Below are 22,141 nucleotides of genomic sequence, written 5' to 3' on the forward strand. Positions count from 1 at the left end.
TTTTACAGTTTATAGATCTCATCCATGAACTGATCCAGGATGTTGTCTCCGGTCAGCTTTTTGATGGGCTTGCCGTGGATGAACAGCACCGCCTCGCCCTTGCCGCCGGCAATGCCGATGTCTGCTTCACGGGCTTCACCGGGGCCGTTGACCACGCAGCCCATCACGGCCACCTTGATGGATTTTTTGCAGCCCTGCAGCCGCTTTTCCACCTCATTGGCGATCTCGGTGCAGGGATACTGGGTGCGGCCGCAGGTGGGGCAGGTGATGACCTCCGGGCCTGCTACCGGGAAGCCCACGGCGCGCAGGATGTTGTAGCCCGCTTCCACTTCCTTTTCTGGCTCTGCGGCCAGCGAGACGCGGATGGTATCGCCAATGCCTTCCAGCAGCATTCCGCCGATGCCCATGCCGCTTTTCAGCAGACCCATCTGGTAGGTACCCGCCTCGGTAACACCCACATGGAGCGGGTAATCCGTGACAGCGCTGAGCTGGCGGTAGGCCTCCATCATGCGGGGCACATTGGAGTTCTTGATGGAAATGACGATGTTGTTGAAATCGAATTTTTCCAGCAGGCGCACATGGTACAGTGCACTCTCCACCATGGCCTCCGGCGTGGGTGCGCCGTATTTTGCAAGGATGTGCTTTTCCAGACTGCCGCCATTCACGCCGATGCGGATGGGAATGTTCTTGCGCTGACAGGCATCCACCACAGCCTTCACCCGGTCATCGTCGCCAATGTTGCCGGGGTTGATGCGGATCTTATCCACGCCCACATCTGCGCAGGCCAGAGCCGCCTTGTAGTCAAAATGGATGTCTGCCACAATGGGGATGTTCACCGCATTCTTGACGGCTTCGATGCACTTTGCATCCGCCGGGCTGGGGCAGGTCACGCGCAAGATCTGACAGCCAGCAGCTTCGCACCGCTTTGCCTGCGCCACATTACCCTCAATATCCTCCACCGGCACGTTGAGCATCGTCTGCACCGCAATAGGATTCTTGCCGCCGATGGTCACATTGCCGATCTTCACTTCCCGTTTTAACTGCCTCATAAAGCTCCCCTTTCTGTTTTTGCTCACATTGCACCGGTCACAAGCCGGATGATATCATTATAGGTTGCAAAGAGCATCAGGCCAAACAGCAGTGCAAAGGCCGCAATGGTCAGTGTGCCCTGCAGCTTTTCCGGCACTGCATGGCCGGTAACGCCCTCAATGATCAAAAATACCACCTTGCCGCCATCCAGTGCCGGGAAGGGCAGCAGATTGAACACGCCCAGATTGATGGTGATGAGGGCCAGCAGCTCCAGCAGATCCTGCCAGCCGTAGCTTGCCGCCTGACCGATCGCTGTCACGATACCCACCGGGCCGGACAGATTGTTGATGCTCTCGCGTCCGCGCACAAGGTCTTCCAGCGAGGTAAACACGATGCGTCCGTAGTACAGGGTGCTGTTCCACGCTTCTTTTAACACATTGAGCGGTGTTTTTTTGATGCCGTACACCGTAAAGCCAAGGGTCATATGGGTCTGGCCGTCCTCGTCCTGCCAGGTGTTGAACTGCACGTCCGACAGTTCCACCTTCTGGCCGTCCCGCTTGACCGTAAAATCGGCGCGATAGGCTTCGGTGCGCACCAGCTCATAAAGGATGTCGTTGGCCACAAAGCAGCGCCTGCCGTTCACGGCAACGATCTCGTCCCCCGCCTGCAGGCCGGTCTGGCCGCAGAGGGCATCGTTCTCAATGGAATAGATGGTCTTGCTGGTGATGGCTCCTTCCTGTGCTGCCACAAGAATGACCAGCACCACAAAGCCCAGCACGAAATTCATGAAGGCACCTGCCACCATCACAAGCACACGCTGCCATACCGATGCCTCGTTCAAAGGGATGCCGGTGCGCTGCTCCGGCGGGACAGGGTTTTCGTTCTCTGCTTCCCGTTCGTCGCGGGCCGCTTCGGCCTGCTGGCTCTCGGGGCTTTCCTCGCCCTCCAGCGCCACATAGCCGCCTACCGGCAATGCACGCAGGCTGTACTGGGTGCCCTTGTAAATTTTCTTCCACAAAGCCGGCCCCATGCCGATGGAAAACTCGTTGACCTGAATGCCGCAGAGCTTTGCCACGGTAAAGTGCCCGAATTCATGAATGGCGATCACAGCGCTGAACACGATCAATGCGGCGATCAGGGTGATAAAAATTGACATTGCGTCTCCTAAAGATCAAAGATGTGCGCGCACGAACTCTCGTGCCATGCGGTCGCACTCGTACACATCGCTGAGGGTATACTCGCCGCCAAAGCTGTCGCTGTCCACGACTGCTTCCACCAGACGGCCAATATCGAGGAAGCCAATTTTGTCCTCAAGGAAGAGCTTGACAGCTTCCTCATTGGCACCGTTGGCGGCGCATGGGCCGAGACCTCCCTTTTTGATGGCCTTTTTGCAGGCGGCAAGGCAGCGGAAGGTCTCGTCGTCTGCCACATCGAAGGTGAGCACCTTGAGTGCGGCAAAGTCCAGCTCCGGCACAACGCCGGGTACGCGCTTTGGGTAGGTGAGCGCATACTGGATGGGAATGCGCATATCCGGCACACCCAGCTGAGCAATGACCGAATGATCGCTGAACTGCACCGCCGAATGCACGATGCTCTGGCGCTGCACCACGATCTGGATCTTCTCCGGCGGCAGGCCGAACAGCCACACTGCCTCGATCAGCTCCAGACCCTTGTTCATCAGGGTGGCAGAGTCAATGGTGATCTTTGCGCCCATGTTCCAGTTGGGGTGCTTGAGGGCATCCGCCTTGGTCTTACCGCGCAGCTCCTCGGTCTTCATCCCGAAGAAGGGGCCGCCGGATGCCGTGAGCAGGATCTTGGTCAGGCTGGGGGCACTCTCCTTATCCTGCAGGCACTGGAAGATGGCCGAGTGTTCACTGTCCACCGGCAGCAGCTTTACACCATGCTTTGCCACGGCCTGTGTGACCAGATGGCCGCCAGTGACAAGACTCTCCTTGTTGGCAAGGGCCAGATCATGCCCGCTTTCGATCGCGCACAGGCTGGCACCAAGGCCTGCAATGCCCACCACGCTGTTCAGCACCACATCGGTGCCGTCCAGCGCGGCCAGCTGCTTGAGTCCTTCCGGCCCTACCAGCAGCCGGGGCGCATCTGCACGACCGGAAAGCTTCGCATCCAGCCTGCGGGCCGCATCCGGGTCGGTCATGCAGACATAGCGCGGATGAAACTCTTCGATCTGCTGCAGGATCTTGTCTACATGGCTGTGGGCAGAAAGACCGAACACCTCATAGCCCTGTGCACGGATCACATCCAGACTCTGGGTGCCGATGGAACCGGTAGAACCCAGCAGAGTGATTTTTTTCGACATCACACGTTCCCCCTTTTAATAGTAGAACACCGCCGTAATGACCATGGTCACAAAGGGCGCAATGAACATCACACTGTCAAAACGGTCCAGAATGCCGCCGTGCCCCGGGAAGATGGTGCCGTAATCCTTGATGCCGCACTGGCGCTTGACCACGCTGGCAAACAGATCGCCATAAATGCCCAGCACCGCCGCCACGCAGCCCAGCAGCGCAATGATCACGTACATGGAAACGCCGATATTGGTGCGGGTGAAGGCTTCCATCCGGTTTGCTGCCACCGAGTACACCAGTGTGATGATCACACCGAACACCATGGTGCCCAGAACACCGCCAATGGCACCTTCCACGGTCTTTTTGGGGCTGACCACCGGGCAGAGCTTGTGCTTGCCAAAGGCACGGCCTGCAAAGTAGGCACAGGTATCGCCGCCCCAGGCAAAGCAGAGGATGAGCAGGATAAAGAACACCGCATCGTAGCCGTACTGCTCCACCGGCAGCAGCTCCTTGAGCCGGATAAAGGAATAGAAGCAGAAGATCACGATACCGGAGAACATCAGCAGGCCGCTGGCCTTCTGATAGCTGATGGTGCCATTGCGCACCACCAGATAGATGGCATAAAAGGTGACCAGCAGAAAGGACATCGGCATCACCAGCCGCCGCATGACCTGATAGTTGCTCGTCATGACCAGCAGTGTATACGGCACCAGAACCGCATACATCAGCCAGTCCTTCTTTTCAAAGCCGAGGGCACTGTAGATCTCGTGAACGGCGATCAGCGTAATGGCCGCGATGACCAGATTAAAGATCAGAGTGTTGAAGGTGAACATCACGCCGATCAGTACGATGATGCCCACGATCGCAGTAATAACACGTGTTTTCATAGATTGGATCTCCTTTTCACCGGTCGGGTGCCGCGCCCCTCTGGATTAAGTTTGGCTCCGGCAAAGCCGCCGGGCCGTCCGGTCCCTGCACCGTGTGCAGGAGGTCTTGGGTTTTACAGTCCGCCAAACCGGCGGGAACGATGATTGAACTCCTCAATGGCAGCGTCCAGATCGCTGCGGGTGAAATCCGGCCACAGAACGTCCATTTCTACCAGTTCCGAGTAAGCTGCCTGCCAGAGCATGAAGTTGGACAGCCGCTTTTCTCCGCTGGGACGCAGGATAAAATCCGGGTCCTTCTGGCCAGCGGTGTACATGGTATCGCTGAGCAGCTGTTCCGTGATCTCTTCGGGCTTTATCTCCCCTGCCGCCGCCTTTGCCGCCAGCTGCTGCGCCGCCCGCACGATCTCCGGGCGGCCGCCGTAGTTGATGGCAATGTTCAGGGTCATGCCGGTCTTGACCGAAGAATCTACTTCCAGCTTGTTCATCAGTTGCTGCAGCTTTTCATCCAGCACTGTGCGGTCGCCCATGAACTTGATGCGGATATTGCGGTTCTTGTAGTCAAAGCCCTTCAGCAGATATTCGCCGAACAGCCGCATGATGGCGTTGACCTCTTCCAGTGGACGCTTCCAGTTCTCGGTGGAAAACGCATAGAAGTACACCGACGAAACGCCCAGCTCATCGCAGTAATCTGCAATATCGCTGAACACCTCTGCGCCTTTTTTGTGCCCGGCAGTGCGGGGCAGGCCGCGGTTCTTTGCCCAACGGCCGTTGCCGTCCATGATGATGCCGATGGAAAGGCCCTCGGCAAATTCTTTAGGATGCGCCATTGTTTCCTCCCGGCAGCAACGCCGCCTTCAACAAAAGTGCCGCGCACTCTTCTTCAGCGCACGGCACCTCCAGTTTATTGCATCTGCGCAAATCAGACAGACATGATCTCCTTCTGCTTTTCTTCCACCGCAGCATCGATGTTCTTGATATACTTGTCGGTCAGCTTCTGGACATCCTCTTCCATGGTCTTCTGGCTGTCCTCGGTCAGCTCGCCGGCCTTCTTCATGGCCTTGGCCTTATCCATAGCCTCGCGGCGGATGTTGCGCACTGCCACCTTAGCCTCCTCGCCCAGCTTGGAAACTTCCTTTGCCAGCTGCTTGCGGCGCTCCTCGGTGGGAGCCGGGAAGTTCAGGCGGATGGTAGAGCCGTCATCAATGGGAGTGATACCCACATCGCTGGCCATGATCGCCTTGCTGATGGGGCGCAGCAGGGTGCGGTCCCACGGGGTAATGGTCAGGGTGCGTGCTTCGGCCACAGCCACGGATGCCACCTGCTGGATGGGAGTGGGGGCACCATAATAATCCACGCTGACCTTATCCAGCACAGCGGGATTTGCGCGGCCTGCGCGCACAGCGCCCAGTTCGCGGCCCAGATGTTCGACCGAGCTCTTCATCTTGTCTTCGTAAACCTTGGTGTTGCTGCTCATTGCGGTAGTCTCCTGTTCCTTTTTATCTTGGGGCTGCGCTGCAATGCGTCTGCCCTATAATGTATGTCGGCTGCAGGCGTTTCAGCCCTCGTAAACCAGTGTGCCCACATTCTCGCCCTGCACGGCACGGGCAATGTTGTCCGGGTCGGCCAGATCGAACACGAGGATGGGCAGCTTGTTGTCGCGGCACAGAGTGGCAGCAGTGCCATCCATAACAGCCAGCTGGTCTTCCAGCACCTTGGTAAAGGTGAGGGTATCATACTTCTTTGCGTCGGCGTACTTGTGGGGATCCTTATCGTAAACGCCATCCACCATAGTAGCCTTGAACATCACATCGGCGCTCACTTCCACAGCGCGCAGAGCGGTTGCCGTATCCGTGGAGAAGAACGGGTTGCCGGTGCCGCCGCCGAACACGGCGATTTTGCCCTCATCCATGGCGCGCAGGGCATCCTTGCGGGTAAAGGGCTGTGCCACCTGTGGCATGGTGATGGAGGTGAACACCTCAGTGGGCACACCCAGCTGTTCCAGCTTATCGGAGACAGCCAGTGCGTTCATCACGGTTGCCAGCATGCCGATCTTATCGGCCAGAGTGCGCTCCATTTTGCCGCTGGAACGGCCGCGCCAGAAGTTGCCGCCGCCAACCACGATGCCGATCTGCACACCCAGCTCGTGCGCTTTCTTCACGCCGCCGCAGATCGCGTCCATGGTGGGCTCATCAAAACCCGTGCCTTTTTCGCCGCCCAGTGCTTCGCCGCTGATCTTCAGAAGGATACGCTGATATTTCAATGCCATAATCCAAACACCACCTGTTTTTATCTTCCGTCAGGGCATAGGCATACCCTGACATTTTTTACTATAGCTTATTTTACAATAAAACATCCATAAAGTAAACAGGAAATCTGCGCGGAAATCCGGAAGCTTTTATGAACGGCTGCGCAGACCGCGCAGCAGCTGCTTCATTCCGGGCGGAATGCGGCGGCTTTCCACCGCTTTCTGGATGGCTTTGTTGTGGGTCCACAGATCCAGCCGCTTTTCTGTGAGCCACGGCAGCGCGGCATCCGGCTGCTTTGCCAGTGCTGTGGCAAAATACCATGCCCGCATCATATTGATATAGTATTCCGTGCTGCGCACATCGGCCACCCATTCCAGATATTCCGGCCGGAATACATCATCCAGATAATAGCGCATCAGCATCTCCATGCCATAGCGCACGGTGTACACCTCGCCCGAATCCAGCCAGCGGCGAATGGGCACCAGCAGTTCCTTCTTGTGCTTTGCAAACACTTTGGGGCAAAAGCAGTCACAGGTGGCCCAGTTGTTGATGTAGGGCAGGAACGCTTCCGTTTCAGCCAGTGCCCTGTCGTAGTCCCGGATAAGTTCGATCAGAAACGCGTGGAGGTTGTTCTCTTCGTAGTATCCATGCGGCAGGGCCTGTAAAAACACCTCTGCCTGCGCTGTGCCCGCGAGCTGTTTTGCCAGCCTGCGCAGAGCCGGAACGCGCACGCCGATCACCGTTTCCGGCGGCACGGTGGGCATCAACGCACTGTGAAAGGTGCGGTATGCTTCATCCTGCAAGGCAAACAGCTGCGCACGAATGATCTCTGCTTCCGGCTCCATCCTCTCTCCCTCCGTTCTTTTCTATTGTAGCAGAGCCGTATGGAAAAGCAAGGCCGTTCCGGCATTCTTTTCCGGTGCTTTAAGGAACACACAAAAATTGGGCTGGACATTTGTGCCGGAACATGCTATAATATCGTTCGTAAATGCGGGCATCGTACATCGGCTAGTATATCAGCCTTCCAAGCTGAGGAGGTGGGTTCGATTCCCATTGCCCGCTCCATGCAAAAAAGCGCCGTGGCCTTTTGGGTCACGGTGCTTTTGTTTTGCTTTATCGGTCCCACTTATCGCACAGGGCATTGATCTGGTCGGCAAACCTGGCAAGGTCTTTGTTTGCGCCGCCCTCGTTGTGCTCGATGACCCGCAGCAGGCGCTTGCCGGCGCTGACCAGCCGCTGGAACACACTGGCGGCACGGCTCTGGCCTTCATTCGCCTTGTGCTCAATGCGGGCTCTCGTGCCCTCCTGCAGGCAGACGGCCCCTTCGGCTCCGATGGCCCACTGTGCGCCGTTGTAGGGTGCGCAGGCAGTGAAGCCCTGTTCCGTCAAGGTCTGCACAAAGTGGTCCTCGGTCTCATCTTCGCCGTGCATCACGAACACACGCTTTGGTTTCTGCTCAAAGGAGTTCACCCACCGCAGCAGACCTTCTCTGTCCGCATGGCCGGACATGCCGGTGAGCTGGCACAGCTCTGCCTGCACCTCAATGGGTTCACCGAACAGCTTTACCGTCGTGGCACCTTCCAGCAGGGTGCGGCCCAGCGTGCCCACCGCCTGATAGCCCACGAACAGAATGGTGCACTCCGGCCGCCACAGATTATGCTTGAGGTGGTGACGGATGCGGCCCGCTTCGCACATGCCGCTGGCCGAGAGGATGACCTTTGGCACGCGGTCTGCATTGATCATGCGGGATTCATCGCTGGTCACCGTGACGCGCAGACCCGGGAAGGTGATCGGATCAATGCCGTTTTCCAGCAGAGCGCGGGTGTCCGCATCAAAGCAGTCCGGGTCGGTATCTTTAAAGATGCGGGTCGCCTCGATGGCAAGCGGGCTGTCAATGTATACCGGGAAGTTGCCGTGCCCCTTCACAAGGCCCTTTTCCTTGATCTCACGGATAAAGTAGAGCATCTCCTGCGTGCGGCCCACCGCAAAGCTGGGAATGACCACATTGCCGCCCCGGTCAAAGGTGCGCTGCAGGATCTTCGTCAGCTCGCTCACATAGTCCGGCTTCGGGCCGTGGCTACGGTCGCCGTAGGTAGATTCCATAAAGGCGTAGTCCGCCTCTTTGATGTAAGCAGGATCCTTGATGATGGGCTGATCCAGATTGCCGATATCACCGGAGAATACCAGCTTGGTCGTGGTCTCACCCTCGGTGATCCAAAGCTCTATGCTGGCCGAGCCAAGCAGATGGCCCACATCCACAAAGCGGGCTTCAATGCCCGGTGCAAGCTGGAAGCGCTGCTCATAGGCCTTGCCCACAAACAGCTTCATGGCTGCTTCAGCATCCTGCACAGTATACATCGGTTCCACCGGTTCTGCGCCGGAGCGCTGGCCCTTGCGGTTTTTCCACTCCGCTTCAAATTCCTGAATATGGGCCGAGTCCCGCAGCATGATGCCGCACAGCTCCACCGTGGGGTTCGTGGCATAGATCTTGCCGCGGAAGCCGTTGCGCACCAGCAGCGGCAGCATACCGGTATGGTCGATGTGTGCATGGGTGGCCAGCACCCAGTCGATCTCGCCGGGTGCCACCGGGATGGGCTGGTTCTCGTATACGTCCTTACCCTGCTCCATGCCGCAGTCGATCAAAAAGCGCTGCCCAGCCGCTTCGATCAAAGTGCAGCTGCCGGTGACCTCATGGTTCGCGCCCAGAAATGTGATCTTCATAAAAACACCTCCGGCTTTATTTCTTCTGTACCCTTAGTATAGCATATTTTAAAGGTACACGCCGCACAAATCGCATGGCTTTTCTCAGGCATTCTGCCGAAAGCTTGAAAAAATTTTTATACAATCTTGACAAACCACCCCTTCCTGTTATAAACTTAAACTTGTATGACGTTCGTTCGTATTTTATGAGTTTTAATAATAGAGAGGTTGAATTTTATGGTTCGTAACGATTTGCGCAACGTTGCCATTATCGCTCACGTTGACCACGGCAAGACTACCCTGGTGGATGCAATGCTGCGTCAGAGCGGCGCATTCCGCGATAATCAGGTCGTGGCTGAGCGCGTCATGGACAGCGGCGATATCGAGCGTGAGCGCGGCATTACCATTCTGGCCAAGAACTGCTCCTGCACCTACAAGGGTGTCAAGATCAATATTGTCGATACTCCGGGCCATGCCGACTTTGGCGGCGAGGTGGAGCGCGTTTTGAAAATGGTCAACGGCGTTCTGCTGCTGGTGGATGCCGCCGAGGGCTGCATGCCCCAGACCCGTTTTGTGCTGCAGAAGGCTCTGCAGCAGAACCTGAGCCTGGTGGTGGCCATCAACAAGATCGACCGCCCCGATGCCCGCATCAAGGAAGTCATCGACGAAGTTCTGTACCTGCTGATGGATCTGGGTGCTACCGATGAGCAGCTGGACTGCCCCATGCTGTTCTGCTGTGGCCGTGATGGCACCGCAAGCCTGGACCCCGATGTGCCCGGCACCGACCTGATCCCTCTGTTCGATACTCTGCTGAGCACCATCAAGCCGCCTGAGGGCGACCCCGAGGCTCCCTTCCAGATGCTGGTGTCCTCTGTGGACTACAACGACTTCGTGGGCCGCATCGGCATTGGCCGCATCCAGAACGGCGTTGCCAAGGTGGGCGAGGAAGTTGTCGTCTGTGACTGGCACAATCAGGATCTGAAGATGCGCGGCCGTCTGACCAAGCTGTACGACTTTCAGGCCAATGGCCGTCAGCCGTGCGATAACATCACCGCCGGCGATATCGTGGCATTCTCCGGCCTGCCCGACGTGACCATCGGCAATACCCTGTGCAGCCCCTCCAATGTGGAGCCGCTGCCCTTTGTGAAGATCAACGACCCCACCGTGGAAATGACCTTCTCCGTCAACGACAGCCCGCTGGCCGGCCGCGAGGGCAAGTACGTCACCAGCCGTCAGATCCGTGACCGTCTGCAGAAGGAGCTGCTGAAGGACGTTGCTCTGAAGGTGGAGGATTCTGCCACTACCGATTCCTTCCGCGTTATGGGTCGTGGTGAGATGCACCTGTCCATCCTGATCGAGACCATGCGCCGTGAAGGTTATGAGCTGCAGGTCTCTCCCCCGCACGTTCTGACTAAGGTCATCGACGGCAAGACCTATGAGCCTATGGAGCATGTCGTCATCGATGTGCCCACCCAGTATCAGGGCGCTGTCATGACCGGTCTGGGCCAGCGCAAGGCTATCCTGCAGCAGATGGAATCTCTGGGCACCGACCGTGTGCGTCTGGAGTTCCGTATGCCCAGCCGCGGCCTGTTCGGCTACCGCAACCAGTTCCTGACCGATACCCATGGCGAGGGTGTTATCAACCAGATCTTCGACGGTTACGATGTCTGGGCTGGCATGATTGCCAACCGCTCCACCGGTTCTCTGGTCAGCTTTGAGACCGGCGAGGCTGTCACCTACGGTCTGTTCAATGCTCAGCAGCGCGGCACCCTTCTGGTGGGCGCTGGTGAGAAGGTCTACGAGGGCATGGTCATTGGCTACACTGCTTCCGGCGAGGACGTGGATGTCAACGTCTGCAAGACCAAGCACCTGACCAATACCCGTGCATCCGGCTCCGATGATGCTCTGCGCCTGATCCCCATTAGCAAGCTCAGTCTGGAAGGCTGCCTGGAATTCCTTGCACAGGACGAGCTGCTGGAGGTCACCCCCGAGAATCTGCGCATCCGCAAGCAGATCCTGAACCACGAGCAGCGCATGAAGGCCAAGAGCAAGCTGAAATAAGCCTTTCCTTCTTTTATAATATGTACTTTACCGTCCTGCAGCGTTTCAAAACGCTGCAGGACGGTTTTATTTTGCCAAAAATGATTCATTTTTTAAAAAAGGCTTGCAAAAGGCATTCTTATGCGGTATAATATCTCTCGCAGTCACAAATGTGATCTGCCTCTTTAGCTCAGTCGGTTAGAGCACCTGACTGTTAATCAGGGTGTCGCCTGTTCGAGTCAGGCAAGAGGCGCCAGAAGAAAAGGCAATGTTCCACAGAACATTGCCTTTTTTGTTTGTCCCATACTACACCCTTTTTCTGTACAGCCATGCAGTCGTGTTTCTCCTCTGTTTTTGGGCTTCTCTGTCCCAAAAGCACAGCATTCATGCGAAAAAAGCATCAAGGATAATGATTTCTTAAAATTTGACTACTTGAAGAAGATGTCACATTGTGGTATACTGCTTATAAGCTTTGGGAATTTGTATCTGTTTTTCCAAAGTCCGGCACACAGATCAAAGGGTAGGCGCTCCCTTCTTTTGATAGCAGCCGACCGGTGTTTTGTCATGGTTCTCCGCAGGACAGGACAAAGCACCGGTTTCTGTGCTGCTGTTTCAGGCTCCGGCTCTTTTCACGTTGTCAGATCTGCGGCAAGCCGCTTCTTCAAAACGCCTGCCGCTGTTTGAATAAATTTGTATATGATCAAAGGAAGCATCTATGCGTTATACCTATGTCCGGCAGCACGACACCACTGACTGTGCGGCTGCCTGCCTCGCAATGGTGTGCCTCCATTACAAAAAGGAAGTTACCATCACCCGCCTGCGCGATATGATGGGTACCGACCTGAAAGGCACGAACCTTGTTGGTTTGCAGAAAGCCGCTAATGAGTTGGGTTTCACCACTGCAGCGGTTCGCGTAGACCGTGAAAATTTCCTCAGCGATTTCTCGCTGCCCTGCATTGCGCAGGTCATCACCGATCAGGGTCTGGCCCACTTTGTGGTCGTCTTTAAAAAGACCACCATCAAAGATGACGGTGAGCGTCGTCGGCACATGCTGAAAGAAGCCGAAGCCGCCAAGGAAGATGAGAAGAACGGCAAAAAACACAAGTGCAAGGATTACGTCGTGATCGGCGACCCCGGCAGTGAGCTGAAAAAGATCTCTCTGGATGAGTTCTACAAGAACTTTACCGGTGTTCTGCTGCTGATGAACCCCACCTCGGAGTTCAAGGGCGGTAAGATCGAAAAGGGCGGCATGTTCAAGCGTTACGTCGACCTGTTGCTGCCCCAGAAAAAGCTCTTTGCCTATGCGATCCTGAGTTCTCTGATCGTTACGATCCTGGGCATTGCCTCCTCCATGTTCAACAAGATCCTGATGGACGAGGTCTTGCCATATGGCCTAGACAATCTGCTGGTCACGCTGATCCTTGTATTCAGCATGGTCAGCATCACCAATACGCTGGTGGGCTTTGTCCGGCAGTGGGTTCTGATCCACCTATCCATCAAGATCGATATTCCGCTGATGCTGGGCTACTTCGGGCATATCTTCCATCTGCCCATGAAGTTCTTTGCCACCCGCAAGACTGGTGATATCACCACCCGTTATTCGGATGCAAACACCATCAAATCCATCTTTACCAGCATTGCGCTGAGCTTGATCATGGATATCTCGATGGCCATGATCACCGGTATCATCCTGTTCCGCATGAATGCGATGCTCTTCTCGATCTCGCTGTTCATGGCTCTGGTCAGCATTCTGCTGGTGCTGATCTACAAGCAGCCTTACAAAAAGATCAACGAAGAAACCATGGTGCAGTCCGCTGCACTGAACAGCCAGATGATCGAAAGCCTGCGCGGCATTGAGACGGTCAAGTGCAACGCCAACGAGGATACCGAAATGGAGAACCTCGAGCGTGAGTACATCAAGAGCCTGAAGATCAGCCTGCGCTCCAGCAAGATCAGTACCACGCAGGGCCTGATTTCCTCCTTCATTTCCACCGGTTTCAGCATGCTGACCACCTATGTGGGTATCAGTCAGGTTCTGAAGGGTGAGATGACACTGGGCGGATTCATGGCCTTCAGCACACTGTCCTCTTACTTTACTTCCCCGCTGAGCAACCTGATCGGTCTGCAGATGCAGATTCAGGAGGCCAGCATTTCCATGAAGCGTCTGGGCGAGATCATGGATTATCCCTCCGAGACGGTCGGCGACGAAGACCGCACCGATCTGGACAAGGTGGAGGGCGATATCGAGTTCAAGGATGTCACTTTCCGTTATGGCAACCGTGCCCCTGCACTGGATCACATCAGCTTTACCATTCCGGCCGGTAAAAAGGTCGCACTGGTGGGCAGCAGCGGCAGCGGCAAATCCACGATCACCAAGCTTCTGCTCAAGTATTATGAGCCGGAAGATGGCGAGATCGACTTGAACGGTGTGAATCTGGCTGAATACACCAATGACTCTGTCCGCCGCGCAATTTCTTATGTGCCGCAGAACGTTGAGCTGTTCAGCAAGACCATTTATGATAACATCCGCGTTTCCCGTATGGACGCTACGATGGACGAAGTTAAGGAAGCTGCCAAGAAGGCAGATGCTCACGACTTTATCCGTCATCTGCCCCTGCAGTATAACACTTATCTGGAAGAAGCAGGCAACGGCCTGTCCGGCGGTGAAAAGCAGCGCATTGCGCTGGCACGCGCTTTCCTGAAAGATTCCAACCTCTACATTCTGGATGAATCCACCAGTAATCTGGACTTTGCTACGGAAAATCTGATCTTCAACATGATCTACGATCAGCTTGCAGATCGTTCCATGCTGATCGTAGCTCACCGCCTGTCCACCGTTCGTGACTGTGATCTGATCCTTGTGATGGATCACGGCAAGATCGTGGAACGCGGCACGCACGATGAGCTGCTTGCCAAGGAAGGCAAGTACTACGAGCTGTGGAACATGCAGCAGGGTATCTACCGCAGCAAAAAGGCAGAGCCCAAGCAGTCTGTCATGCAGGCCGTGGTGGAAGAGGATGACGACGGTGAGTCGATCACCTATTGATGTGTTGCAGCCGGGTGCGCACCCGGTTACATATGAAAGGGAGTAATTCTTGATGGATAGCTTGGTTTGACATAGTTTTGCTGTGTCAGATAAAAAAGAGCTAGAAAGACTTTCTGTTTAGTAGAAGTAGATGGTGTTATCCTGAACAGGCCCTGCCTGCTCAGGTGACTATGCCTCACTATGGTGTGCCCGGAGGCAAAACGCCTCCGGGCACATTTTATTCGCAAGATCCCTATTACTTTTATAAGTAGTAGGCGATCGGGAGCGGAGAGGAAGCTACTCTCTGCAGCGGTTTTCTCCCCTTTCTCGATTGCCTATTACTGCCTCTTCTGAGGTAAATCTGAAAAGGAACCGAGGTATTCAACATGAAAGAGATCAAAGTAGCCGAGAACAAGACCCTGAAGCTCACCAATGTGCTCTCCCGTGAGATTCATCCGGAAGAGATGGCCAGTCTGCCCGTGGTGCTGACCCAGATGCACAACTTTATCAAGAGCAACAACGCACAGCCCATTGGCCCCATTGTGCAGGCCATGGTGGTTGGTGAGGATCGTCAGATGCACCTGTACATGATGCAGCAGGCTACCCAGTTCATCGGCCAGATGGAGCAGGACTACCATATGGATGCTATTCTGCGCGTGAAGAACTGCCTGTATGCCCACTACACCGGCCCCATGCCCGAAAGCCAGCTGGCTTCCTACAAGCTGCAGGTCCACGCTTTTGAGAATGAGCAGAAACTGACCGGCACCTCCTATACCATCTATGTCAATCAGGACGAGGATGATGCCGTGGTCGATGTCTTTATGGAGACCAAGTAATTATGACGATTAAAGTTCAGAACCTTTCGGATCTGCAGGACCGCCGCATCATGATGGAAAAAAAGCTGCCGCCTTATGGCTACGCTTTTGTCATTCTGGTGGGCATCTTCATGCTGTTTCTGGTGGTGTGGAGCACCCATACCAACCGCATTTATGTCAGCCAGAACGCAGGCACCGTGCAGGCCAGCAATAAAACCTATATCATGTCCAGTTATTCCGGCTCCATTACCGAGATGTATATTTCGGAGGGCAGCTATGTGAACGAGGGCGACCTCGTGGCCCACATCAAGAGCACGGATATCGACATGCAGCAGGATAACCTGGAAAGCCAGCTCAAGATCTACCAGACCCAGCTGGACCAGTACAACAAGCTGCTGCAGTGCGTGCAGGATGATACCAACTACTTCAGCGAGACAAACCCCGAAGATCAGCCCTACTACTATCAGTACGAGACCTACAAGAGCCAGGTCTCCCAGAAGACCTTTGATGCCACGGCCTATCAGGCTGCCGGTTACTCCGATGCTCAGATCAAGACCATGATGGAGCAGAGCCAGAGCGAAGTAGAAGCTCTGTACTACTCCACCATGCAGTCCATCTCCCAGAGCATTACCAGCGCACAGAGCAACGTGGACAATATTCAGGCTCAGCTCGATGCCTTGAACACCGGTGCCAACGATTACTACATCTACGCCCCCACCTCCGGTGTGATCCACATGGATACTCCTTACAAAGAGGGCATGGTGCTGAGCGCAGGCTCCCCGCTGGCCACTGTTGCCAGCGAGAACGACGATCTGGAGATCGTTGCCATGGTCACCGTGAATGACCGCCCGCTGCTTCATGTGGGTGACCCGTGCAAGATCGCCATTACCGGCCTTTCGGAGTATTCCTATGGCACCCTGACCGGCACTGTAACGGCCATTGACAGTGACGTGACGGCCAGCTCCAACGCTTCCTACTATAAGATGACCATTAAGCCCGATGCCACTTATGTGGTGAGCCGCAGCGGCGACAAGGTGGATCTTTCCAACGGCATGAGCGTTACTGCCCGTGTGGAGTACGATCAGGTCACCTATTTCGAGTACGCAATGGAAGCCCTGGGCGTTCTGTTCCGCTAAACCGGAGCTGTGCTGACTGCCAGCCGCCGTTATATCACCCAAAGAGGTACACTTACTATGAAATCAACCGCAAAAAAACTGGCCGTCTGTGCGGCAGCGCTCTGCCTGCTGGCCTGCGGCACAGCTGTGTCTGCGGCCGCAGCAAGCCCCGTCTCCGGCCTTGCCCTGAGCGGCGTTGCCATGCCGTGGGATCAGGACGTGCCTGCCGAAAGCATTGAGGCCGGCAGCTATACCGCCAACATGCTGCTGGGTTCCTCTCAGCAGCTGTCTCCTGTGGTGCGTCCGCGCAACTCTACCGACTCGGTTGTCTTTATCTCGGACGATACTTCCATCCTGACCGTGAGCAACTCCGGTGTCGTGCAGGCTGTGGGCGTAGGCACCACCCGCATCACCGCTGCCGCAGGCAACCAGATCTGTGCCTATACCATCGTTGTCTCCATGGATTCTTCCATGATCGTTACCGAGATGGACCTTTCCCTTTCCTCCAACACCATCTATGTTGGCAACTCGGTCTCGGCACAGCTGCAGGTGCGGCCTACTTCGGCTTCCAACTATGCCACCGTCACCCTGACCTCTTCCAATGAGAAGGTCGCCACGGTGAACAATTTCGGCCGTGTTACCGGCATTGCCCCCGGCACCGCCACCATTACCGCTACCTGCGGTTCGGTGACTGCTACCACCAATGTCACGGTCATGAGTATTCCCAACTCCGGTACCGGCACCGGCACCGCCAGCACTGGTTCTTCCAACAGCGGTCAGGTCGTCACGGTGAATCCTTCCTACGTTGTGCTCAAGCCCGGTGCCACCCGCACCCTGACCGCCAGTGTCAAGCCTTCTTCCGCTTCCCAGAAGTTCACCTATAAGTCCGCCAACAGCAACATTGCCACGGTCAGCCCCAGCGGCGTGATCACGGCTGTGGGCACCGGCGCTACTTCCATTACCGTTTCCAATGGCACTGCATCCGCCATGGTCACGGTCATCGTCAACCGTTCGGCTGCATCTTCTTCCGATAATTCTTCGGACAGCAGCTCCACCGAACCGGATAACGATACTCCCATCGAGATCGATCCCGTTGTGCAGGCCATTCAGGACAGTGAGGACAACGAGATCGTTTTCACACAGGCCGAGGTGCCTACCGTGACCGGTGATATCCTCAATGCGCTGCGCACTACCGGCAAGACCCTGTGCGTGGTGGGCGATGGCTACACCATGCAGATTGCAGGCAGCGGCGTCAAGAGCACCACCAGTGAGCTGGACACCATGCTCATCCTGACTGAGTCCGATCAGGGCATCGAGTTCGAGCTGGACAAGGGCAAGGCTCTTCCCTGCTCGGTGCGCATCGATCTGGATGTGAGCACCTATACCCGCCTGTATCTGTACAACGCCGTCTCCAACAAGTGGCAGTACCTGAACAGCTACACCGACGGCATCATCACTGCCGATACTGCAGGCCGTTATCTGCTGACCAACCAGAACCTGAAATTTGCCAATATCAACTGGACCTTCTTCATTGCCGGTGGTGTTGTAGTGGTTCTGATCGGCATTGCATATGTTGTGCTGAAAAAGCGCTACTGGTTCTGGTAATTTTCAAAACCACTCTTTCATGAAACAGCAAGACCCTCTCTGAGTGTGATATGCTCCCCCTAGAGTAGACAGAGTAAAACAAAAACTCTGCGTACTCTGGGGGGTATTTTTATGTCAGGAAAGAACCATCACTTTTGCACAAAAAAATTCGCCGTCTCCTTGTGGAAACGGCGAACAAAAACTGATATTATTTCTCTGCCTACTTAACGGAGCGCACTTCAATGGAACGCCTGGGCTTTGTTTGCATTATGATGTCTGCCTTCGTTACTTTTCAATGGGCTGCGAGGGCTTCCAGTCCTTGTAGTTCTCGTAGCGGCTCTCGCGGATCTTGGTGTGGGACCAGATCTCGTCCGCCGTGGGCTGCCAGTTGGCCGCATAGTTCTTGCACTTCTCGCACAGGTGCTCCACGCTCTCCGGCGACTGCAGGTCGGTGCTGTGGGCACCGGTCTCGTGCACCATCTTCTGCAGCAGTTCGGGGTTTTCCAGCATCGGGCAGGGACGCAGATGGTTCTTGTTGAAGGGCTGGCCGTTGTGATAAGCCATGAACAGCGGGCTGTGCAGAATTTCCAGAATGCTCTGGTCGTGGATATTGGCATTGGAGTAGTGGATGAACACGCACGGCTCTGCGTCACCGGCCGAGTTGATGTGGAAGTAGTTGCGTCCGCCGGCAATACAGCCGCCCACAAACTCACCGTCGTTCTGGAAATCCATCGGGTAGAACGGGATATCGCACTCTTCCGAGCGCAGATAGCGGATGCGGTCGATCATATATTTGCGCTGCTCCGGGGTAGGCATCAGTTCCGGTGCTGCCTCGTTGCCCACGGGCATGTAGTGGAAGTAGAAGCCGAAGTGTGCGCCCTTCTCACACAGGAAACGCATGAACTCATCGTTGGTAACAGCTTCGATATTATCGCGGGTGTAGCAGATGGACGTGCCGAACACGATGCCGTGCTCCTTGAGCAGATCCATAGCATGCATAACAGCGGCATAGTGCCCCTCACCGCGGCGGGCATCGTTGGTCTCCGGGGTGCCCTCGATGGACAGCATGAAGGCAATGTTGCCCAGACGCACCACCTCTTTGCAGAACGGCTCATCGATGAGGGTGGAGTTGGTGTAGATGGCAAACTGCACATCATTGTGCTTCTCGGCCAGCTTGAGGATATCAGCCTTACGCACCAGCGGCTCGCCGCCGGTCAGCATGTACAGGTACACGCCCAGCTCCTTGCCCTCGGTAACGATCTTGTCCATATCCTCAAAGCTGAGGTTATTCTTGTGACCGTATTCACCGGCCCAGCAGCCCACGCAGTGCATATTGCAGGCGGAAGTGGGGTCGAACAGGATCAGCCAGGGGATGTTGCACTGATACTTCACACGGTTCTCGCGGATGGTCTTGGTGCCGCGGAAGAAAGCCTCGTAGCCCAGATTCAGCGCCATGGTGCGGGCCACGTTGGGGTCGGTCTGATCCAGCACACAGTTGATGAGCTTGGACCACTTGCTGTCGGGGTCGGTCAGGGTCTGTCTGGCGTGTTCGTAGGCTTCAGCGCTGAACGAACTGCCATAGAACTGCTTTGCGACATCCACCAGCTGTCCCACGGTTTTCTGACGGTCTTTATCGGCATGAGAAAGCACCACGTCCACCATTTTACCAACGGCAGCACGCTGCATTTTATGAGTCAGGCTCTCAACAGAAGTATTCATTATCCTTTTCCTCCAAACGGTATTTTTCGGAAATCTCTTTTTCTATTTCTATGCCATTACTCTACCATTCTATCCCACAAATTGCCATAAACAGAAAAAGCGCCGTGATAGAAAACCCATCACGGCGCGGATTATGATAAAATTTTGTCGTTCTTCCGGTTCAACCGTCCTGTTCCAGATGGATCTTATTGCTGGCAAGGCGGCATAACGCGCGGCGCAGATCGCCCTGCAGCATCCGTCCCATACGTTCTACCATCACAGCGGGCTCGGTCTTCATATCCCGGCGGATCCATTCCAGCACCACGCCCACCAGCGCATATTTGTAAAAATCCACCACAAACTGCTTGTCATCGTCCTGCACGGTGATGTCGCGGCATTCGCGATCCGCAAATTCCTTCAGCATAGGGTCCAGAAGCTTGTACAGATACTGCTCCACCTGTTCACGACCTACAGAGCGGTATACGTTCAGCACCAGTGCTTTGTTATCCCGGATCTGGTGCAGAATGTCCAGAAACGCTTCGGTCCATGTATCAAAGCTCTGGCAGCCTTCCATCGCCTTGGTTGCATCTTCCGTCAGGATCCAGTCCACCAGATCGTAAATATCCTTAAAGTGGTAGTAGAAGGTCATGCGGTTCACGCCGCAGTCCTCGGTGATATCGTTGATTGTGATCTTATTGAGGGGCTTTTCCAGCAGCAGCTTTTTCAGCGATGCTTCCAGTGCCCGCTTCGTTGTTTGTGACACAAAAACCTTCCTTTCCCAACCGTAGAAATTTTTCCCGCTGCGTACGGCGATTGGCAGCTTCGTACATTATAATACCGCAAAAGCCGTTCCGATTGCAAGCATTGATTCTGTCCATTTTGTAAACAAAGAATCTTCCTGCGTTTTCACTCCGGCAGTTTCTCGCTTCAAAAGCCGTTTCTCAGCCCCCTAAACCCCTTCCGGCGGTGCGCAATGCCTGCAAAAGCGGCTTCTTCCGGCAAAAAAGCGGAAAAGGCCCTTGATTTTATATTCCTCTACGCTTAGAATGGGAGCAGACGGCTGTGATTGAAGTGCCGTTTTGAGGGAGGGTACAAACTATGATGGATACCATTGGTTTTCTGGGCTGCGGCAACATGGGTGGAGCCATCGCCCGTGCCGTTTGCAAAGCTGTTGACCCTAAGAAAGTTTTTCTGGCAAACCGCACTGCAGCCAAGGCACAGGCACTGGCCAAAGAACTGGGCTGCAAAACAGCCACCAATGCCGAGGTGGCCGGTGACTGCGACCTGATTTTTCTGGCGGTAAAGCCCCAGATGATGGAAGCTCTGCTCCAGCCGCTCAAGTTCACCTTTGACGAGCGCCCCAGCCGTTTTGTGCTGTGCAGCATGGCAGCGGGCCTTTCGATCGCCCGTATTCAGGAGCTGGCCGGTGAGGACTTTCCTGTGATCCGCATCATGCCCAACACCCCGGCTTCGGTGGGTGAGGGTATGATCCAGTACTGTTCCAGTAATGTCACCGCTGAGGAAGAAGAAGCCTTCCTCAAGATCATGGCTCCTGCGGGCCGTCTGGATGCCGTGCCGGAAAGTCTGATCGATGCCGCCAGCTGCGTTTCCGGCTGCGGCCCGGCATGGGTGTACCAGTTTATTGAGGCTCTGGCCGACGGCGGCGTGGCCTGCGGCCTGCCCCGCGCCAAAGCGCAGGAATATGCCGCGCAGATGGTTCTGGGCAGCGCAAAGCTGGTGCTGGAAAGCGGAAAGCATCCCGGCGAACTCAAGGATGCTGTGTGCAGCCCCGGCGGCAGCACCATTCAGGGCGTGCGCGTGCTGGAAGAGCACGGCCTGCGCGGTGCGGTGATGGATGCCGTGATCGCCTCGTACAATAAGACAAAGGAAATGGGAAAGGTTTAAGGATATCATGCGCATCGTTGTAAAAGTAGGCACTTCTACTCTGGCATACACCACCGGACGGCTGAACATCCGCCACACGGAACAGCTGGTCAAGGTGCTCAGCGACCTGAAAAACGAGGGCCATGAGGTCATTCTGGTGTCCTCCGGTGCCATTGGCATGGGCGTGGGCAAGCTCTCACTGCCAACCCGCCCAAAGGACACCACCACCAAGCAGGCCTGCGCCGCTGTGGGCCAGTGTGAGCTGATGTACACCTACGACCGACTGTTCAACGCCTACAATCACACCGTGGCGCAGATCTTGCTCACCGGCGTGGACGTGGAGCACACCGAACGCCGCGTGAACTTTCAGAACACCCTGTCCCGCCTGCTGGAGCTGGGTGCCCTGCCCATCATCAACGAAAACGACACCGTTTCCACCGATGAGATCACCTCCATTGGCGACAACGACACGCTAGCGGCCATCGTGGCCTGCTGCGCCAAGGCTGACCTGTTGGTGCTTCTGAGTGACATCGACGGCCTGTACACCGCCAATCCCCACACCCACACGGATGCAAAGCTCATCCCGCTGGTGGAGGAGATCACCCCCGAGGTGATGGCTCTGGCCGATGGTGCCGGTTCGGCCCTTGGCACCGGCGGCATGACCACCAAGCTGCGCGCCGCCCGCATGGTAACGGGCAGCGGTGCCGATATGGTCATTGCCAACGGCGCACACCCGGAGCTTTTGTACGACATTGCCGCAGGCAAGCCCGCAGGCACCCGCTTTGCGGCCTGCAAGGAGGACTGAA

Annotated in this window: 18 protein-coding genes and 2 tRNA genes; 9 read left to right on the top strand and 11 right to left on the bottom strand. The window is 55.7% G+C overall.

Going from position 1 to position 22,141, the window contains the following annotated elements; genetic code table 11:
- Positions 1-2 precede the first annotated feature (2 nt).
- The 8 genes from ispG to MTP41_RS01590 form a co-directional block, all read right to left on the bottom strand.
- A complete protein-coding gene (gene ispG / locus MTP41_RS01555) occupies positions 3-1,049 on the bottom strand; it encodes a flavodoxin-dependent (E)-4-hydroxy-3-methylbut-2-enyl-diphosphate synthase (protein WP_097777619.1) in 1,047 nt (348 codons plus the stop codon).
- A 23-nt stretch (positions 1,050-1,072) separates the two neighbouring features.
- Positions 1,073-2,185 (bottom strand): M50 family metallopeptidase, encoded by a 1,113-nt coding sequence (locus MTP41_RS01560; RefSeq protein WP_097777618.1) that lies wholly within the window; start codon positions 2,183-2,185, stop codon positions 1,073-1,075.
- A 15-nt stretch (positions 2,186-2,200) separates the two neighbouring features.
- Positions 2,201-3,352, bottom strand: coding sequence for a 1-deoxy-D-xylulose-5-phosphate reductoisomerase (gene dxr, locus MTP41_RS01565; RefSeq protein ID WP_249236037.1), 1,152 nt, complete (start codon positions 3,350-3,352; stop codon positions 2,201-2,203).
- A gap of 15 nt (positions 3,353-3,367) precedes the next feature.
- On the bottom strand, positions 3,368-4,228 hold the full coding sequence (locus MTP41_RS01570; RefSeq protein WP_097781696.1) for a phosphatidate cytidylyltransferase: 861 nt from the start codon (positions 4,226-4,228) through the stop codon (positions 3,368-3,370).
- Positions 4,229-4,341: 113 nt separating this feature from the next.
- Positions 4,342-5,055: a polyprenyl diphosphate synthase gene (gene uppS / locus MTP41_RS01575; protein ID WP_249236038.1), complete on the bottom strand. Its 714-nt coding sequence runs from the start codon at positions 5,053-5,055 to the stop codon at positions 4,342-4,344.
- Positions 5,056-5,147: 92 nt separating this feature from the next.
- Complete coding sequence (frr, locus tag MTP41_RS01580; protein WP_005945866.1) at positions 5,148-5,702, bottom strand: ribosome recycling factor; 555 nt, start codon at positions 5,700-5,702, stop codon at positions 5,148-5,150.
- Between the two features lie 81 nt (positions 5,703-5,783).
- A complete protein-coding gene (gene pyrH / locus MTP41_RS01585) occupies positions 5,784-6,494 on the bottom strand; it encodes a UMP kinase (protein WP_120020276.1) in 711 nt (236 codons plus the stop codon).
- A 129-nt stretch (positions 6,495-6,623) separates the two neighbouring features.
- Positions 6,624-7,319: a DNA alkylation repair protein gene (locus tag MTP41_RS01590; RefSeq protein ID WP_249236039.1), complete on the bottom strand. Its 696-nt coding sequence runs from the start codon at positions 7,317-7,319 to the stop codon at positions 6,624-6,626.
- A 145-nt stretch (positions 7,320-7,464) separates the two neighbouring features.
- On the opposite strand from MTP41_RS01590, the gene MTP41_RS01595 reads away from it, so the two are divergent.
- Positions 7,465-7,539: transfer RNA gene (locus MTP41_RS01595), tRNA-Gly, on the top strand.
- 48 nt (positions 7,540-7,587) lie between these two features.
- Here MTP41_RS01595 and MTP41_RS01600 read toward each other — a convergent pair.
- The gene (locus MTP41_RS01600) at positions 7,588-9,195 is read right to left on the bottom strand and encodes an MBL fold metallo-hydrolase RNA specificity domain-containing protein (protein ID WP_120020278.1); all 1,608 of its coding nucleotides are present in this window, start codon (positions 9,193-9,195) and stop codon (positions 7,588-7,590) included.
- Between the two features lie 216 nt (positions 9,196-9,411).
- On the opposite strand from MTP41_RS01600, the gene typA reads away from it, so the two are divergent.
- From typA to MTP41_RS01630, 6 genes are all read left to right on the top strand, one after another.
- Positions 9,412-11,235, top strand: a complete 1,824-nt coding sequence (typA, locus tag MTP41_RS01605) for a translational GTPase TypA (RefSeq protein WP_097777612.1) — start codon at positions 9,412-9,414, stop codon at positions 11,233-11,235.
- Positions 11,236-11,393: 158 nt separating this feature from the next.
- Positions 11,394-11,470 (top strand) — tRNA-Asn (locus MTP41_RS01610).
- Between the two features lie 459 nt (positions 11,471-11,929).
- Positions 11,930-14,260: a peptidase domain-containing ABC transporter gene (locus MTP41_RS01615; RefSeq protein ID WP_249236040.1), complete on the top strand. Its 2,331-nt coding sequence runs from the start codon at positions 11,930-11,932 to the stop codon at positions 14,258-14,260.
- 365 nt (positions 14,261-14,625) lie between these two features.
- On the top strand, positions 14,626-15,075 hold the full coding sequence (locus MTP41_RS01620) for a hypothetical protein (RefSeq protein ID WP_097777610.1): 450 nt from the start codon (positions 14,626-14,628) through the stop codon (positions 15,073-15,075).
- 2 nt (positions 15,076-15,077) lie between these two features.
- Complete coding sequence (locus MTP41_RS01625; protein ID WP_097777609.1) at positions 15,078-16,190, top strand: HlyD family secretion protein; 1,113 nt, start codon at positions 15,078-15,080, stop codon at positions 16,188-16,190.
- Positions 16,191-16,247: 57 nt separating this feature from the next.
- Positions 16,248-17,774 carry an Ig-like domain-containing protein gene (locus MTP41_RS01630; RefSeq protein ID WP_118526037.1) on the top strand — a complete coding sequence of 509 codons (1,527 nt, stop codon included), beginning with the start codon at positions 16,248-16,250 and terminating at the stop codon, positions 17,772-17,774.
- A 264-nt stretch (positions 17,775-18,038) separates the two neighbouring features.
- Here the strand turns inward: MTP41_RS01630 and MTP41_RS01635 are convergent, their stop codons facing one another.
- Together MTP41_RS01635 and MTP41_RS01640 are read right to left on the bottom strand one after the other, a co-directional pair.
- Positions 18,039-19,472, bottom strand: a complete 1,434-nt coding sequence (locus tag MTP41_RS01635; RefSeq protein WP_118526039.1) for a radical SAM protein — start codon at positions 19,470-19,472, stop codon at positions 18,039-18,041.
- Positions 19,473-19,632: 160 nt separating this feature from the next.
- On the bottom strand, positions 19,633-20,214 hold the full coding sequence (locus tag MTP41_RS01640; protein WP_097775356.1) for a TetR-like C-terminal domain-containing protein: 582 nt from the start codon (positions 20,212-20,214) through the stop codon (positions 19,633-19,635).
- Between the two features lie 335 nt (positions 20,215-20,549).
- On the opposite strand from MTP41_RS01640, the gene proC reads away from it, so the two are divergent.
- Both proC and proB read left to right on the top strand, forming a co-directional pair.
- A complete protein-coding gene (proC, locus tag MTP41_RS01645; RefSeq protein WP_249236041.1) occupies positions 20,550-21,356 on the top strand; it encodes a pyrroline-5-carboxylate reductase in 807 nt (268 codons plus the stop codon).
- 7 nt (positions 21,357-21,363) lie between these two features.
- Positions 21,364-22,140: a glutamate 5-kinase gene (proB, locus tag MTP41_RS01650; RefSeq protein WP_249236042.1), complete on the top strand. Its 777-nt coding sequence runs from the start codon at positions 21,364-21,366 to the stop codon at positions 22,138-22,140.
- Position 22,141: the final 1 nt, after the last annotated feature.

The sequence above is a fragment of the Faecalibacterium sp. I4-3-84 genome (genome assembly GCF_023347255.1).
Classification (GTDB): domain Bacteria; phylum Bacillota; class Clostridia; order Oscillospirales; family Ruminococcaceae; genus Faecalibacterium; species Faecalibacterium taiwanense.